The following is a 16,201-nucleotide window of genomic DNA, read 5'->3' as shown; positions in this document are numbered from 1 at the left end:
AGGATGGCGGTGGTTATGGATATCAAAGGATTATCGCCAGGACGGCGTTGCTCAGGATAGCGCAGGGAAAAGTTTTCAAGGACGAGCAGGGAGCATTAAGGTAGCAGGATAGCTGCAAACGAACCGGGAGCACTGTTTTTACAGTGCTCCCTTTTTTTATGTCTGTTTTCCGGGGCGGAACCGCTAATCTTAACCTGACAGCGGGAGTTGCGACCCTGACCGCGATAGGTATATCCTTTGCGCCCTTTTCCTGGCCCATTTCTACGAGGTGAATCATGAGCCGTGAACTCGAAGTTCAGGAACGTTTGCAGGCTATTGAGCAGCAGCTGAAATCTTGTGGGCTGTGGCAGTCCTTACCCCCAAACAGCCAGGCCTTTACCAGCACTGAACCTTTTTGTGTTGATACCATGACGCCGCCACAGTGGCTGCAGTGGATCTTTCTGCCGCGTATGCAGGCGCTGCTGGATGCCGGAGCACCTCTGCCGGTGGCGCTGGCGATCGCACCTTATTATGAAGTGGCTCTGGAAGGCGATATCCCGGAGCGCGCAAAGCTGCTTCACTGCCTCAATATTCTGGATCGGCTGTTTGAGTCGCCAAACTGATGCTGGAAATTATCTATCAGGATCGCTGGCTGGTGGCCGTCAATAAACCCTCCGGCTGGCTGGTTCACCGCAGCTGGCTGGACCGCCATGAAACCGTCTTTGTCATGCAGACGGTGCGGGATCAAATTGGCCAGCACGTTTATACCGTACATCGGCTGGATCGCCCGACTTCCGGCGTGCTGCTGATGGCGTTGTCGAGCGATACGGCCCGACTGCTGTCGCAGCAGTTTGAACAGCATCAAATCCAGAAGACCTACCATGCCGTAGTGCGTGGCTGGCTGGAAGGGGATGAACTGCTGGATTATCCTCTGACCGAAGAGCTGGACAAAATTGCCGATAAATTCAGTCAGCCTGACAAAGCGCCGCAGCCTGCGACGACGCACTGGCGCGGTGTGGCGACCACCGAGCAGCCGGTAGCGGTCAGCCGCTATCCCAGTTCTCGCTACTCGCTGGTGGAAATGCTGCCGCAGACCGGCCGGAAGCATCAGCTTCGCCGCCACATGACCCACCTGCGGCATCCGATTATCGGCGACAGCGCCCACGGTGACCTCAGACAAAACCGCAGCGCGGCACAGCATTTCGGGATGAACCGGCTGATGCTTCACGCCAGTAAACTGCAGTTAATACATCCGGTTACCGGTGAGCCGCTTGAGCTGCGGGCCGGGCTGGATGCGGTCTGGCAGCGGGCTATGCAGCAGTTTGGCTGGCAGGATTGTCTCCCTGAGATCCCCAGGGTTGAGTTAATCGAGGAAACCCCGCAGGATAGTGGGCAAATTTAGCATCCGGAGAAAATAATGGCTGAAGTAGGCATTTTTGTGGGTACGGTTTACGGCAACGCGCTGTTAGTGGCCGAAGAGGCAGAACCGCTGCTGGTCGAAGCCGGTCATCAGGTGAAGGTATTTGAAGATCCCACGCTTGAAGACTGGAAGCGCTACGAAGGAAAGGTGGCGCTGGTGATCACCTCCACCACGGGGCAGGGCGATTTGCCGGACAGTATCGCCCCGTTATTCCATGCGATTAAAGACAGCCTTGGCTACCAGCCTGGCCTGCGCTATGGCGTTATCGCGCTGGGTGACAGCAGCTATGACGACTTCTGCGGCGCGGGCAAAAAGTTTGCCGAGCTGCTGCAGGAACAGAGTGCGGTGCGTGTGGGCGACGTGCTGATGGTGGATGCCGGGGAAAACCCGGAACCGGAAGAAGTGACCTCGCCGTGGGTCGAGCAGTGGGCTAAGCTGATTAGCTAATCCATGCTCAGCGGGCGGCCCTGTCTGCCGCCCGAATTCCAGCCTCAGACGGGATAGCCTGTGAAAATTGTTATCGCTCCAGACTCCTATAAAGAGAGCCTTTCTGCCCTGGACGTTGCCACGCAGATTGAAAAAGGCTTTCGCGAAATCTTCCCCAATGCTCAGTACGTCAAACTGCCGGTCGCCGATGGCGGAGAAGGCACGGTCGACGCCATGGTTGCGGCCACCGGCGGTAAAATCATTCCGCTGCGCGTCACCGGTCCGCTTGGCGATCCGGTTGATGCCTTCTACGGCCTTTCCGGTGACGGGCGCTGTGCCATTATTGAAATGGCGACGGCCAGTGGGCTGGAACGGGTTCCTCCGGCCGGTCGTGATGTCCTGCGTGCGACCAGCTGGGGCACCGGCGAGCTGATTCAACATGCGCTGGACAGCGGTATTGAGCATCTGATTATCGGTATCGGCGGCAGTGCGACTAACGACGGCGGTGCGGGCATGGTGCAGGCGCTGGGCGCGAAACTGCTGGATGAACGCGGTAACGCAATCGGTGCCGGCGGTGCAGCCCTGGCGCAGCTCGCAAGTATTGATATGCGCGAGTTTGACCCGCGCATCGCCCAGTGCCGTTTTGAGGTGGCCTGTGACGTGACCAACCCTTTAACGGGTGAACAGGGGGCTTCGGCGGTATTTGGCCCACAGAAAGGCGCGACCGCGCAGCAGGTGAACCAGCTGGATGCCGCGCTGACGCATTTCGCGGAGATAATTCAGCGCGATCTGGCGGTGGATGTGCTGACCGTGCCGGGCGGTGGCGCGGCGGGCGGCATGGGCGCGGGGCTGTATGCCTTCTGCGCGGCGACACTGCGGCCGGGGATTGAGATCGTCACCGATGCGCTGGGGCTGGACGCGCTGGTGCAGGATGCCATGCTGGTGATCACCGGAGAAGGGCGCATTGACAGCCAGACCATTCACGGCAAGGTGCCGGTCGGCGTGGCGCGTGTCGCTAAACGCTATAACAAACCGGTAATCGGCATTGCCGGCAGCCTGACGCGCGATGTCGGGGTGGTGCATCAGCACGGGATTGATGCCGTATTCAGCGTGATTTATCGCATTTGCAGCCTTGATGACGCGCTGCAGGAAGCGGCGGATAACGTGCGCCTGACCGCACGTAACGTTGCGGCAACGCTGGCTGCCGGACAGCGTCTTACTGCCGGTTAAAGGCGAAGCTTTCCGGGTCCGCAGCGACGGCTGCGGACCTCCCTCACTGGATTTTCAGCTGCTCTTTAGCCAGCTCGGCCACATGCTCCATCTCATCCAGCAATTCCAGCAGTTCAGGCTCGATGGCGGCAATATCTTCATGATTCAGCAAGCTCTGCTCCAGCTCCTGGCACAGTTTTTTCATGTGCGGCACGCCGCTGTAGCTGGCGCTGCCGTGGAGTTTATGAATGATATCGCGCAGGCCAGCGGGGTTGTTGCTGGCCATAAATTGTTCGACCAGCGTGCGCACCTCCGGCAGGAAATCCACCAGCATTTGCAGCAGGTCGCGAGCCAGATCGGGTTTGTTCGCGGCCTGGCGAAGTGCCAGCGCCCAGTCGAGCGAGACGGACGTGTTCGATGGCGGCGGTAGTGCCTCTTTCCTGGCAGGCAGATAGCGAGCCAGCAGATGGCTCAGCTTTTGTTCATCAATCGGCTTCGCCAGATAGTCGTTCATTCCGGCTTTAACCAGCTGCTCGCGCTCCCCTTCCAGTGCGTGTGCGGTGACCGCGACGATTGGCGTGTTCTGATGCTGAGGGAGTTCGCGTATCACCTCACTGGCGCGGATGCCGTCGATATCCGGCATCTGAATGTCCATCAAAATAATATCCAGACTCTGTAGCCTTGCCTGCTGAATAGCGGCTTCACCGCTGTCGCACAGGACAATATGCTCGACCAGCTCCTCCAGCAGCGCGCCGATCAGTTTGAGGTTGGCCGGATTATCATCCACGGCCATCACCCGGATAGGCAGGCGGGAACTCCCTGACTGAGGCGTGATATCCCGCGCGTGGTGATCCACCAGAATCGGCAGCAGCCGGGCCATTGACAGCGGCTTGATCAGACAGGCGGTAACGCCGCGCGCCTTCAGCTGTTCAGCATAGATTTGCAGCGGGAAAGGTAACGCCAGGATCACGCTGTCGGCACGCTGCAACAGCGGCGTGAGATGTTCCCCGGTAATTTCACGATTGCTCTGCATATCAACCGGTAATCCCAGCAACAGCACGTCGTAGTGTGCTTCCTGTAGGTTGTCCAGCGTCGGGCTGTAGCTGACTTTCATCGGCGTTGCGCTGAGCATTTCCAGCATCGCCTGCGCGGCGGCATTATTCGGTTCGACATAGGCCATGTGCTGGCCGGTGAGGCAGTCGAGCATGCGCGGATCGCTGGCGGCGTTGGGATTCAGGGCCAGATTAACGTGGAACCAGAAGGTGGAGCCATGATTCAGACGGCTGTGGAAGGAGATTTCACCCCCCATTTCATTCACCAGCTTCTGGGTGATCACCAGCCCTAAGCCCGTGCCGCCGTGGCGGCGGGAAATGCTGGCATCCGCCTGGCGGAAGGCCTGGAACAGCTGCGACTGCTGCTTTTCCGAGATGCCGATGCCGGTATCGTGGATCTGCACCTCCAGCTCCATGCGATTATTGCTCAGCGCGCGTTTCTCCACGCGAATATCGATATTGCCGCGTTCGGTAAATTTAATGGCGTTGCCGAGCAGGTTTACAATAATCTGCTGCATGCGCAGCGGGTCGCCGATGGCATTGTCCGGCACATCGTTCTGAATGTTGAGCGTCAACTCCAGCCCCTTTTCGTGGGCCGACTGTGCCAGCAGGACCACCACCTCATCCAGCGTGGCGCGCAGCGGGAAGGGAATGGTTTCCAGCACCAGCTTTCCGGCCTCAAGCTTGGAGAAGTCCAGCACGTCGTTGATGATGCTCAGCAGATTATTCGCCGATCGTTCAATGGTATTCAGATAATCACGCTGGGTGGAGTTGAGCGTGGTTTTCAGCGTCTGGCGGGTAAAGCCAATCACCCCGTTAAGCGGCGTGCGCAGTTCATGGGACATATTGGCAAGGAATTCAGATTTGATTCGCGCCGCTTCCTGCGCCCGCTTCTTGGCCAGATCCAGCTCGACGTTCTGAATTTCCATCTGTTCCAGCGTTTCACGCAGATCGGAGGTCGCCTGATCGATATTCTGCTGCATCTCTTCGTGATAGGCGGTCAGCGACATCGCCATGGAATTAATGCCGTTTTTCAGCACGTCCAGCTCGCCCAGCATATAGCCCTCCATGCGGCTGTCGAGCTGGCCGCGGCGAATGCGGTCGACGGTGCTGACCATATTGCGTATCGGTCCCGTGACATCCCGCATCAGGCGGTAGGCAAACAGCATGGCAATACACAGGCAGAGCAGCACCAGCAGGGTAGAAATAAACACTTCTTTATACTGCTGCAGCCTGACGGACTGCAGGTCCAGCTCAATTGCAACATAGCCCAGCGGGTTACCGGTCGGCTTGGCGTCCCAGCCCGGTGACTCATCCGGATAATAGCTTTCGGACAGGATAGGCGTTCGCAGGATCACCGAGTTACCGTGGCGCTCTTTCAGATAGCGGGCGGTCAGCGGCGTGTGGTCGGGCAGGCGCAGCAGATCGGGATTTTGCAGATAGTTCGAGGTAACAAAGAGCTGATTATTGTCATCAAAAACGGAAATAGCCCGCACGATATCGGAGTGGCGCCGGTGCAACAGGCTGACCAGCTGGCGAACCGACTCGCGGCTGCGGAAGGTCATGCCATACTCACTGGAGACGGCCAGCGGTTCAATGATGTTGATCCCGGCGTCGGTCAGCTGGCTTTGTAATTCGTTATAGCGGTTGACCACGAAAAAAGTCGAGAGCAGCAGTCCGATCATCAGCGTTGGTGCCAGGATCAGAATCATCATTCGCGCCCGCAGGCTGTATTTGGTCATGGTATTCCCTGTGAGAAACGGCTTGCTCCACTTTCCTGCGACATTTTATCCTGTACAGGTCGAATTCCATCACTCGCCAGGGTAGGCTACGCCGGTTTTTTTCGGCACTACGTTTGAGAAGCAATGAAATAATGGCGCAATTCTACTCTGCAAAACGGCGCGTGACGACCCGCCAGAAAATAACTGTTGTCGTTGATGACCTCGATGCATTTGGTCAGGGCGTGGCACGCCATCATGGTAAAGCGCTTTTTGTGCAGGGAGCACTGCCTGGCGAACAGGTTGAAGTTGAAATCAGTGAAGATAAGCGCCAGTTTTCCCGCGGAACGGTAAAACGGATCCTGACGGCCAGTCCGCAGCGTGTTCAGCCCCGCTGTCCGCATTATAGTCGCTGCGGAGGCTGCCAGCAGCAGCACGTGCCGATCGATTTACAGCAGGAAAGCAAAGCTCGCGCGCTGGCGCATATGCTGTCGAAAGAGAGCGGTTTCCCGGTCGCGGTGAACGATATTATTGCCGGTCAGGCCTGGGGCTATCGGCGACGGGCTCGCCTGAGCCTGAATTTTCAGGCAAAAACGCAGACTCTGCAGATGGGCTTTCGCGAGAAGGCGTCCAGCGATCTGGTCAATATCACGCAATGCCCCATTTTGAAGCCCGAACTTAATGCGTTAATTCAGCCACTTCATGCATTGCTGAGTGGTTTGCAGGCCGTCCGGCGCCTGGGTCACGTTGAGCTGGTGCTGGCAGATAACGGCCCGCTGCTGGTTTTACGCCATCTTGCCGTGCTCAGCGCCGCGGATCGACAAAAACTGGAACAGTTTTCGCATAACCATCAGCTGTCGCTGTTTCTTGCCCCGGACAGTAACAGTCTGGAGCAGCTGAACGGAGCGATGCCCGTTATTCATTCCGGTCATCTGGGCCTGACCTTCAGCCCGCGCGATTTCATTCAGGTGAACGACGAGGTTAATCAGCAAATGGTCGCGCAGGCGCTGGCCTGGCTGGATCTGAAGCCGCAGGATCGGGTGCTGGATCTGTTCTGTGGAATGGGCAACTTTACCCTCCCTATGGGAAATTTGGCTGAAAATGTCGTGGGTGTGGAGGGCGTTGCAGCATTAGTGGCAAAGGCTGCGTATAATGCAGCATTAAATAATCTGAACAATGTCGCGTTTTATCAACATAACCTTGAGGAAGACGTGACAAGCCAGCCCTGGGCTGGCGAAGGATTTAATAAGGTGTTACTGGATCCGGCCCGTGCCGGTGCCGCCGGGGTGATGGAGCATATTGTTAAACTTGCACCGGAACTCGTGGTCTATGTTTCCTGTAACCCGACAACACTGGCCAGGGACAGTCAGGTACTTCTGAAGTCCGGCTACCAATTGGAACGGGTGACAATGCTCGATATGTTTCCACATACCGGGCATCTGGAATCCATGGTGCTGTTTAGCCGAAAATAAGTCCCGAACGGGGCTATGCCAGGAGAGGATATGGTTGCGGTAAGAAGTGCACATCTGAATACGGCCGGCGAGTTTGCCCTCGACCAATGGATCACCAGTCTGGGGATCGCCAACCCGCAGTCATGTGAACGACTGGCCGAGACGTGGCGCTATTGTGAAACCGCAACCAAAGGACATCCCGATGCCGCGCTCCTGCTGTGGCGCGGCGTTGAAATGGTGGAAATTCTCTCCATGCTCAGCATGGACAACGAGACGCTGCGCGCGGCGCTGCTGTTCCCGCTGGCCGATGCCAATGTGGTGCCGGAAGAGGTGCTGGAAGAGCACTTTGGCAAGGCAATTGTTTCGCTGGTCCACGGCGTACGCGATATGGATGCCATCCGTCAGCTGAAAGCCACCCATAATGACTCCATGGCCTCAGAGCAGGTCGATAACGTCCGGCGCATGCTGCTGGCGATGGTGGAAGATTTCCGCTGCGTGGTTATCAAGCTGGCCGAGCGTATTGCGCACCTTCGCGAAGTTAAAGACGCGCCGGAAGACGAGCGCGTGCTGGCCGCGAAAGAGTGTACCAATATCTATGCTCCGCTGGCCAACCGCCTGGGCATTGGTCAACTCAAATGGGAGCTGGAAGACTTCTGCTTCCGCTATCTGCACCCCGACGAATATAAACGCATCGCAAAACTGCTGCACGAGCGCCGTATCGATCGTGAAGATTACATTGATACCTTCGTGCAGTCGCTGCGGGACGAAATTGTCAAAGAGGGCGTGAAGGCCGAGGTGTACGGTCGCCCGAAACACATCTACAGCATCTGGCGGAAGATGCAGAAAAAATCGCTGGCCTTCGATGAGCTGTTCGACGTGCGTGCGGTGCGCATCGTGGCCGAACGCCTGCAGGACTGTTATGGTGCCCTGGGGATTGTGCACACTCTTTATCGCCATCTGCCCAGCGAATTTGATGACTATGTCGCCAATCCGAAACCCAACGGCTACCAGTCGATCCACACCGTGGTGCTGGGGCCGAAAGGCAAAACCGTTGAAATCCAGATCCGTACCCGCCAGATGCATGAAGATGCCGAGCTGGGCGTGGCGGCACACTGGAAGTATAAAGAAGGCGGAACGGGCGGCAGCGTGCGCGGTGCGTCCGGCCACGAAGAACGCATTGCCTGGCTGCGTAAGCTGATCACCTGGCAGGAAGAGATGGCCGATTCTGGCGAAATGCTCGACGAGGTGCGCAGTCAGGTCTTCGACGACCGGGTTTACGTCTTTACCCCGAAAGGTGACGTGGTGGATCTGCCTGCCGGTTCCACCCCGCTGGACTTCGCTTACCATATTCACAGCGATATCGGCCACCGCTGCATCGGCGCGAAAATTGGCGGCCGCATTGTGCCGTTTACCTATCAGCTACAGATGGGCGATCAGATTGATATCATCACCCAGAAGCAGCCGAACCCAAGCCGCGACTGGCTGAACCCGAACCTGGGCTATGTGACTACCAGCCGCGGTCGGTCGAAGATCCACGCCTGGTTCCGCAAGCAGGATCGCGATAAGAATATTATCGCCGGGCGGCAAATTCTGGACAACGAACTGGATCATCTGGACATCAATCTCAAGGATGCCGAGAAGCTGCTGCTGCCGCGCTACAACTTCAACACGCTTGACGAATTGCTGGCGGCGATCGGCGGCGGCGATGTGCGGCTCAACCAGATGAGCAACTTCCTGCAGTCGAAGCTGAACAAGCCGAGTGCGGAAGAGGAAGATCGCGAAGCGCTGCGTCAGCTGACGCAAAAATCCTCTAACAACGTGCCGCGCAGTAAAGAGAGCGGCAGGGTGGTCGTGGAGGGCGTGGGTAATCTGATGCACCATATTGCCCGCTGCTGCCAGCCGATCCCGGGTGATGACATCACCGGTTTTATCACCCAGGGACGCGGTATTTCGATTCACCGCGCAGACTGCGATCAGCTGGCCGATCTGATGTCGCATGCGCCGGAGCGCATTGTGGATGCGGTGTGGGGCGAAACGTATTCCAGCGGTTATTCGCTGGTGGTGCGGGTGACGGCCAACGATCGCAGCGGTCTGCTGCGTGATATCACCACGATTCTGGCGAACGAGAAGGTCAACGTGCTGGGCGTTTCCAGCCACAGCGATACCAAAAAGCAGCTGGCGACGATTGATATGGATATTGAGATTTACAATCAGCAGGTGCTGAGCCGGGTGCTGGCGCGATTGAATCAGGTGCCGGATATTATTGATGCAAGGCGCTTGCACTGATTTTCGGTGATTTCTGGTTACGTGACGACCTGGTGCCAGGCCGTTGCGGCAGGATCGGTGGTTGGCTTATCGGTGCAGGCGGGCTTCGCGGACTCGCCGTGAATATGTCCCTATAGGCTCGACGGGCGCGTCCATGCGCCCGACGGTCCGCGAAGCCCGCCTGCACCGATTGCTTAACGACTGTTGGCGTTGCTGCAAATGAAACCGAATTCTCTCTGTTGGCCTTATCCTCCCCCACTTTTTTGCTACAATCCCTCAATGATTAACCGGCAACACATCGGTCGGCCATTTTTTCTCGCCGCAACACGATGATATGAAGGTGAACGTTATGGGGCAGAAAAGCCGAGTGTCTGCGGCAGGGAGGCCGCAGCCAAGCCCACACGGACGTGTTAACGGCGGCTCGGCGTTCTGCCCCATAACGGTCGCCCGGGCACGAGATCGGAAGCATCTGGAAAGCCCCATAAAGGTCGCCTTGTTACGAAATCAGAAGCGCCTTTAAAGCCCCATAACGATTATCCTCATTCCATTGATTATTCCTACAACAAGGACTCACCACTATGAACGCTCTCGATCGCCTGCTGGGCATCATGAAAACCCTGCGCGATCCGGAACACGGCTGCCCGTGGGATCGCCAGCAAACCTATGCCACCATCGCCCCCTATACCCTGGAAGAAACCTATGAAGTCATCGACGCCATCGAGCGCGCCGACTTCGACGATCTGCGCGGGGAACTCGGCGATCTGCTGTTCCAGGTGGTGTTCTATGCCCAGATGGCGCAGGAAGAAGGGCGCTTTAACTTCGACGATATCTGTAACGCCATCAGCGACAAACTTGAGCGCCGCCACCCGCATATCTTTGCCGGCGCGACGGTGGCAGACAGCGCTGAGGTGCTGGTGAACTGGGAAAAAATCAAAAGCGATGAGCGCGCGGAAAAGGCACAGCATTCGGTGCTGGATGATATTCCCCAGGCGCTGCCTGCGCTGATGCGTGCGCATAAAATCCAGAAACGCTGCAACAGCGTGGGGTTTGACTGGGATACGCTGGGGCCGGTGCTGGGTAAAGTGTACGAAGAGATTGATGAAGTGATGCACGAAGCGCAACAGGCCGTGGTCGACCAGGACAAGCTGGAAGAGGAGATCGGCGATCTGCTGTTTGCAACGGTGAATCTGTCGCGCCATCTGGGCAAAAAGGCGGAAACCGCGCTGCAAAAGGCCAATATTAAGTTCGAGCGTCGATTCCGTCAGGTTGAGCAAATTATCGCCGAACAGGGCCTGGAAATGCAGCAGGCCACGCTGGAACAGATGGAAGCCGCGTGGCAGCAGGTAAAATCCAGGGAATAATTAGCTGACACGATTCAACAAAAATGTGACGCACATCAACATCCTGATTTAAGAAATCAGGTAGTCTCGGAGTGATAAAAGCGGTGGAATAGTCACAACATGGAAACGATTAATTGTCGGCAACAGGGGTTTCGGGTATACTATTTTCCCGTCCTGGTTATTCATTCCATCGTCTTTAAACCTACATTCTCAGGTTCAGCATGACAACGAACTATATATTTGTGACCGGCGGGGTCGTTTCCTCTCTGGGTAAAGGCATTGCCGCAGCCTCCCTGGCCGCCATCCTCGAAGCGCGTGGTCTTAACGTGACCATCATGAAGCTGGATCCGTACATCAACGTGGATCCGGGAACCATGAGCCCAACTCAGCACGGCGAAGTGTTCGTCACTGATGACGGCGCGGAAACCGATCTGGATCTCGGTCACTACGAGCGCTTCATCCGTACCAAGATGAGCCGTCGTAACAACTTCACAACTGGCCGTATTTACTCTGAAGTCCTGCGCAAAGAGCGTCGTGGCGACTATCTGGGTGCGACCATTCAGGTGATCCCGCATATCACCAATGCCATTAAAGAACGCATCATTGAAGGTGGCGAAGGCCACGATGTCGTGCTGGTGGAAATTGGCGGTACCGTGGGTGACATCGAATCCCTGCCGTTCCTCGAAGCAATCCGCCAGATGGCGGTTGACGTCGGCCGTGAACATACCATGTATATGCACCTGACTCTGGTGCCGTATATGGCGGCGGCGGGTGAGGTGAAAACCAAACCTACTCAGCATTCAGTGAAAGAACTGCTGTCTATCGGTATTCAGCCTGACGTGCTGATCTGCCGTTCAGATCGCGCCGTACCGGCTAACGAACGTGCGAAAATCGCGCTGTTCTGTAACGTCCCGGAAAAAGCGGTTATCTCACTGAAAGATGTTGATTCAATCTACAAAATCCCTGGCATGCTCAAGTCTCAGGGGCTGGATGATTACATCTGCAAACGCTTCAACCTGAACGCACCGGAAGCCAACCTGGCCGAGTGGGAGCAGGTGATTTACGAAGAAGCCAATCCGGGCGGTGAAGTGAATATCGGTATGGTCGGCAAATATGTCGAACTGCCTGACGCTTACAAATCCGTGATTGAAGCGCTGAAGCACGGCGGCCTGAAAAACCGCGTGACCGTGAACATCAAGCTGATCGATTCGCAGGATGTTGAAACCCGCGGCGTTGAACTGCTGAAAGATCTGGATGCTATTCTTATCCCTGGCGGCTTCGGCTATCGCGGTGTGGAAGGCAAGCTGATGACCGCGCAGTACGCGCGTGAAAACAACATCCCTTATCTGGGTATCTGTCTGGGTATGCAGGTTGCGCTGATGGAGTTCGCACGCAACGTGGCCCATATGGAAGGCGCTAACTCTACCGAGTTCGTACCGGACTGTAAGTACCCGGTTGTAGCGCTGATCACCGAATGGCGTGATGAAGAAGGCAACGTTGAGCAGCGTACCGAGCAGAGCGATCTGGGCGGCACCATGCGTCTGGGCAGCCAGCAGTGTCAGCTGACCGACGACAGTCTGGTGCGCAAGCTGTACGGCAGCGACACCATCGTTGAGCGTCACCGTCATCGTTATGAAGTCAACAATATGCTATTAAAGCCGATTGAAGCGGCGGGATTACGTATTGCAGGCCGCTCCGGGGATGACCAGCTGGTTGAGATTATTGAAATCCCTAACCACCCATGGTTTGTTGCGTGTCAGTTCCATCCGGAATTCACCTCAACACCTCGTGACGGACACCCGCTGTTCAGTGGCTTTGTAAAAGCCGCCAGCGAGCACCAAAAGCGTTTGGCAAAATAAGTATTTTCATAACTCTCTGAAACCTCAGGGTTTCAGAGAGTGTGTCTAAGTTTAAGCTAACTTGTACTGAGGAAAAACTAATGTCCAAAATCGTAAAAGTCATCGGTCGCGAAATCATCGACTCCCGTGGAAACCCGACCGTTGAAGCCGAAGTGCATCTGGAAGGCGGTTTCGTTGGTCTGGCAGCGGCACCATCAGGCGCTTCTACCGGTTCCCGCGAAGCGCTGGAACTGCGTGACGGTGACAAATCTCGTTTCCTGGGTAAAGGCGTAACCAAAGCCGTTGCAGCCGTTAACGGTCCTATCGCTGAAGCGGTAACCGGTAAAGATGCAAAAGACCAGGCAAACATCGACAAGATTATGATCGATCTGGACGGTACCGAGAACAAATCCAAGTTTGGTGCTAACGCCATTCTGGCTGTTTCTCTGGCTGCTGCTAAAGCCGCAGCTGCCTCTAAAGGTCAGCCACTGTACGAGCACATTGCTGAACTGAACGGCACCCCGGGCAAATTCTCTATGCCACTGCCGATGATGAACATCATCAACGGTGGTGAGCACGCCGACAACAACGTCGACATCCAGGAATTCATGATTCAGCCTGTTGGCGCGAAAACCATCAAAGAAGCGATCCGTATCGGTTCTGAAGTTTTCCACAACCTGGCTAAAGTTCTGAAAGCCAAAGGCATGAGCACCGCTGTAGGTGACGAAGGTGGCTACGCGCCTAACCTGGGTTCTAACGCAGAAGCGCTGGCTGTTATCGCTGAAGCGGTTAAAGCAGCAGGCTACGAGCTGGGCAAAGATATTACCCTGGCGATGGACTGCGCGGCGTCTGAGTTCTACAAAGACGGTAAATACGTGCTGGCCGGCGAAGGCAACAAAGCCTTCACTTCCGAAGAGTTCACTCACTTCCTGGAAGACCTGACCAAGCAGTACCCAATCGTTTCTATCGAAGACGGTCTGGACGAATCTGACTGGGCTGGTTTCGCATACCAGACCAAAGTGCTGGGCGACAAAATCCAGCTGGTGGGTGACGACCTGTTCGTAACCAACACCAAGATCCTGAAAGAAGGCATCGAGAAAGGCATCGCTAACTCCATCCTGATCAAATTCAACCAGATCGGTTCTCTGACCGAAACTCTGGCCGCGATCAAAATGGCGAAAGATGCTGGCTACACCGCGGTTATCTCTCACCGTTCAGGCGAAACCGAAGATGCGACTATCGCTGACCTGGCGGTAGGTACTGCAGCGGGCCAGATCAAAACCGGTTCTATGAGCCGTTCTGACCGTGTTGCTAAGTACAACCAGCTGCTGCGTATCGAAGAAGCGCTGGGCAACCGTGCGCCATTCAACGGCCTGAAAGAAGTTAAAGGTCAGTAATGACCGATGGTTCGCAGCGGCCCACGCGGCTGCGGACAGATTGAAAAAAGCCCCGTCATGACGGGGCTTTTTTACGTCTGGCTGGCGCGATCGCCAGGCGATAATCTGTGCCTTTAGCCTGTTACTGCGGCCACTTCATTTCGCCCTTCAGCACTTTGGCACTCAGTTCCAGCGAAGATTCATCCTTCAGCTGTGGATAGTGCTGCTTCATCGCGTTGATAAACGCCTTTGAGTCTTTGGTTTTCACCAGTTCTGCCTCAGCCGTTTGCAGATAGCGCAGGGTGAAGTTAACCGAGGCCACGCTCTCATCAGCACCCGGCAGGAAGTGCCCTGGCACCACGCGTACCGGCCTCAGCGCTTTAATATCTTCCAGCTTCTGCTGCCAGGCGGAGCGTTCTGCCTTGCTCTGCGCATCCGCCATCCAGACGTGAATATTATTACCGGATACCACTACGCCACCCAGTACGGTTTTCAGCGCCGGAACCCACAGGTAGCTGTCGTGCGGCTGCGGCCCCTTGAGCCCTTTAATCTGAACCGTCTCACCATCAACCTTAAAGCTGTCGCTCTGAATCACCTCGGGAACGATCAGCGACTGTGGCGCGTTGTCGCCCATCTTCGGCCCCCAGAAAGCCAGCTTGCCGTCTTTGGTCTGCTTGATCAGCTCAACGGTCGGCGCGGTGGAAACGATTTTCGCGTCGGGGAAGGCGCGATGAAGCGTATCCAGTCCGAAATAGTAATCCGGATCGGACTGGCTGATAAAGATGGTGGTCAGGCGCTTGCCGCTGGCCTTGATGCGTTTAACCAGCTCTTCGGCATCGTTACGCTGGAACTGGGCGTCGATCAGGACCGCTTCGGTCGGGCCGGTGATGATCTCCGAAGACACGGCAAACAGGCTGTTTTCACCGGGGTTATAAACGTCCAGATTAAGCGGTTGAGCGGCATACAGCGACGGGCTGGCAGCAAAAGCCAGCAGCAGGGCGAAACGAGTTTTCATTTGAGATGACCTTAAGCGGAAAATAAACAGTGTAGGTTGCATATCCCGTGAAATAAACCGACTATCAGGCAACAGATTGTTGCGTAAAACGGACATATGATGGACAGACTGACGGCGGCAAATGTATTTACCACCATCGTGCAGCGCGGCAGCCTGACGGCAGCGGCGGATGTGCTGGGCATGTCGCGGGCGATGGTGACCCGCTACCTGAGCGAAATGGAAACGTGGTCCGGCGCGCGGCTGCTGCACCGCAGCACCCGCCGGCTGAGCCTGACCCCCGCCGGTGAACATGCATTAGCGCGATGCCGGCAGCTGCTGCTGCTGGCAGGTGAAATAGAGCAAAGTAACCAGCCCGAAGGGGAAGCCCTCTCCGGGCTGCTGCGGATTTCCTGCTCACTGTCGCTGGGAAACAGCGTGCTGGCAGCGGCGATAACCGCCTTCCAGCAGCGCTATCCCCGTATCCGTATCGATCTTCACTCCAGCAACCAGTTGGTGAATCTGGTGGAGGAGCGCATTGACCTGGCGCTGCGCATCACCGGCCAGCTGGAGCCGAACCTGATCGCCCGCCCGCTAAACACCTGTGAGTCGGTGATTTGCGCCACGCCAGCATATCTGGCACGCGAAGGCACGCCGCAGCATCCTGAACAGTTGGTGCACCATAACTGCCTGACCTATTCGCACTTTGGCAAAAGCCTGTGGAACTTCAGTCGTGGGGATGAGCACGACACGGTCGCGGTCAGCGGCAGCCTCAGCGCCAATGACTCGCTGATGCTGCTCAGCGCCACGCTGGCCGGGGCAGGGATATCCATGCAGCCGCTGCACAGCGTGGGATCGCTGCTGGCAGGCGGGAAACTGGTCGCGCTGCTGCCGGAGTTTCAGCTCGACAGCCTGGGTATTTTCGCTATCTATACTTCGCGTCAGCATCAGTCACGTCAGCTGCGCGCGCTGCTCGATTTCCTGGTAGAATGGTTTGCCGGCGAGGAGGCCACAAGCCGTTTGCAGGGGCTGCTTTAGGCACCCGCAGAATTTTCTTACGAATTGCCGCGCAGGCTTTGGTTGGTCCCGGGCCGACAATCTGCCATAATCTGCGCCCGTAATTTAACCATCAGCCG

General features: G+C 56.5%; 12 protein-coding genes. 10 read left to right on the top strand and 2 right to left on the bottom strand.

Annotated elements, in window-relative coordinates; translation table 11 throughout:
- Positions 1 to 275: 275 nt before the first annotated feature.
- From PGH32_RS13670 to PGH32_RS13655, 4 genes are read left to right on the top strand one after another with little or no spacing between them, the layout of a single operon-like run.
- Positions 276 to 602, top strand: coding sequence for a YqcC family protein (locus PGH32_RS13670; RefSeq protein WP_314426006.1), 327 nt, complete (start codon positions 276 to 278; stop codon positions 600 to 602).
- Positions 602 to 1,381 (top strand): tRNA pseudouridine(65) synthase TruC, encoded by a 780-nt coding sequence (truC, locus tag PGH32_RS13665; protein WP_314426008.1) that lies wholly within the window; start codon positions 602 to 604, stop codon positions 1,379 to 1,381. The genes PGH32_RS13670 and truC overlap by 1 nt, the downstream gene beginning before the upstream one ends.
- A 15-nt stretch (positions 1,382 to 1,396) precedes the next feature.
- Complete coding sequence (locus tag PGH32_RS13660) at positions 1,397 to 1,846, top strand: flavodoxin (protein WP_314426011.1); 450 nt, start codon at positions 1,397 to 1,399, stop codon at positions 1,844 to 1,846.
- Positions 1,847 to 1,906: 60 nt separating this feature from the next.
- Positions 1,907 to 3,055: a glycerate kinase gene (locus PGH32_RS13655; protein WP_337894319.1), complete on the top strand. Its 1,149-nt coding sequence runs from the start codon at positions 1,907 to 1,909 to the stop codon at positions 3,053 to 3,055.
- Positions 3,056 to 3,098: 43 nt separating this feature from the next.
- On the opposite strand, the gene barA is transcribed toward PGH32_RS13655, so the two are convergent.
- On the bottom strand, positions 3,099 to 5,828 hold the full coding sequence (barA, locus tag PGH32_RS13650) for a two-component sensor histidine kinase BarA (RefSeq protein WP_337894318.1): 2,730 nt from the start codon (positions 5,826 to 5,828) through the stop codon (positions 3,099 to 3,101).
- A gap of 131 nt (positions 5,829 to 5,959) precedes the next feature.
- Between barA and rlmD the strand changes: the two genes are divergently transcribed.
- From rlmD to eno, 5 genes are all read left to right on the top strand, one after another.
- Positions 5,960 to 7,276 (top strand): 23S rRNA (uracil(1939)-C(5))-methyltransferase RlmD, encoded by a 1,317-nt coding sequence (gene rlmD, locus PGH32_RS13645; protein WP_337894317.1) that lies wholly within the window; start codon positions 5,960 to 5,962, stop codon positions 7,274 to 7,276.
- Positions 7,277 to 7,306: 30 nt separating this feature from the next.
- The gene (relA, locus tag PGH32_RS13640; protein WP_337894316.1) at positions 7,307 to 9,541 is read left to right on the top strand and encodes a GTP diphosphokinase; all 2,235 of its coding nucleotides are present in this window, start codon (positions 7,307 to 7,309) and stop codon (positions 9,539 to 9,541) included.
- Between the two features lie 557 nt (positions 9,542 to 10,098).
- Positions 10,099 to 10,881, top strand: a complete 783-nt coding sequence (gene mazG, locus PGH32_RS13635) for a nucleoside triphosphate pyrophosphohydrolase (protein WP_337894315.1) — start codon at positions 10,099 to 10,101, stop codon at positions 10,879 to 10,881.
- Between the two features lie 200 nt (positions 10,882 to 11,081).
- Positions 11,082 to 12,719, top strand: a complete 1,638-nt coding sequence (gene pyrG / locus PGH32_RS13630) for a glutamine hydrolyzing CTP synthase (protein WP_314426028.1) — start codon at positions 11,082 to 11,084, stop codon at positions 12,717 to 12,719.
- A gap of 80 nt (positions 12,720 to 12,799) precedes the next feature.
- A complete protein-coding gene (gene eno / locus PGH32_RS13625; protein WP_314426030.1) occupies positions 12,800 to 14,095 on the top strand; it encodes a phosphopyruvate hydratase in 1,296 nt (431 codons plus the stop codon).
- A 121-nt stretch (positions 14,096 to 14,216) separates the two neighbouring features.
- Here eno and PGH32_RS13620 read toward each other — a convergent pair whose 3' ends face one another.
- The gene (locus PGH32_RS13620) at positions 14,217 to 15,089 is read right to left on the bottom strand and encodes an MBL fold metallo-hydrolase (protein WP_337894314.1); all 873 of its coding nucleotides are present in this window, start codon (positions 15,087 to 15,089) and stop codon (positions 14,217 to 14,219) included.
- Positions 15,090 to 15,188: 99 nt separating this feature from the next.
- Between PGH32_RS13620 and PGH32_RS13615 the strand changes: the two genes are divergently transcribed.
- Positions 15,189 to 16,103: a LysR family transcriptional regulator gene (locus tag PGH32_RS13615; RefSeq protein ID WP_314426041.1), complete on the top strand. Its 915-nt coding sequence runs from the start codon at positions 15,189 to 15,191 to the stop codon at positions 16,101 to 16,103.
- The last annotated feature ends 98 nt before the right edge of the window (positions 16,104 to 16,201 follow it).

Source organism: Erwinia sp. SLM-02, assembly GCF_037450285.1.
In the GTDB taxonomy this organism is placed as follows: Bacteria; Pseudomonadota; Gammaproteobacteria; order Enterobacterales; family Enterobacteriaceae; genus Erwinia.
This window is presented reverse-complemented; position numbering and strand designations above follow the sequence as displayed.

Bases quoted from the DNA above. Each gene is read 5' to 3' on its own strand.
- pyrG (WP_314426028.1), top strand. From the start codon at position 11,082: ATGACAACGAACTATATATTTGTGACCGGCGGGGTCGTTTCCTCTCTG.
- truC (WP_314426008.1), top strand. From the start codon at position 602: ATGCTGGAAATTATCTATCAGGATCGCTGGCTGGTGGCCGTCAATAAA.
- rlmD (WP_337894317.1), top strand. From the start codon at position 5,960: ATGGCGCAATTCTACTCTGCAAAACGGCGCGTGACGACCCGCCAGAAA.
- PGH32_RS13615 (WP_314426041.1), top strand. From the start codon at position 15,189: ATGGACAGACTGACGGCGGCAAATGTATTTACCACCATCGTGCAGCGC.
- PGH32_RS13620 (WP_337894314.1), bottom strand. From the start codon at position 15,089: ATGAAAACTCGTTTCGCCCTGCTGCTGGCTTTTGCTGCCAGCCCGTCG.
- relA (WP_337894316.1), top strand. From the start codon at position 7,307: ATGGTTGCGGTAAGAAGTGCACATCTGAATACGGCCGGCGAGTTTGCC.
- mazG (WP_337894315.1), top strand. From the start codon at position 10,099: ATGAACGCTCTCGATCGCCTGCTGGGCATCATGAAAACCCTGCGCGAT.
- eno (WP_314426030.1), top strand. From the start codon at position 12,800: ATGTCCAAAATCGTAAAAGTCATCGGTCGCGAAATCATCGACTCCCGT.
- barA (WP_337894318.1), bottom strand. From the start codon at position 5,828: ATGACCAAATACAGCCTGCGGGCGCGAATGATGATTCTGATCCTGGCA.
- PGH32_RS13670 (WP_314426006.1), top strand. From the start codon at position 276: ATGAGCCGTGAACTCGAAGTTCAGGAACGTTTGCAGGCTATTGAGCAG.
- PGH32_RS13660 (WP_314426011.1), top strand. From the start codon at position 1,397: ATGGCTGAAGTAGGCATTTTTGTGGGTACGGTTTACGGCAACGCGCTG.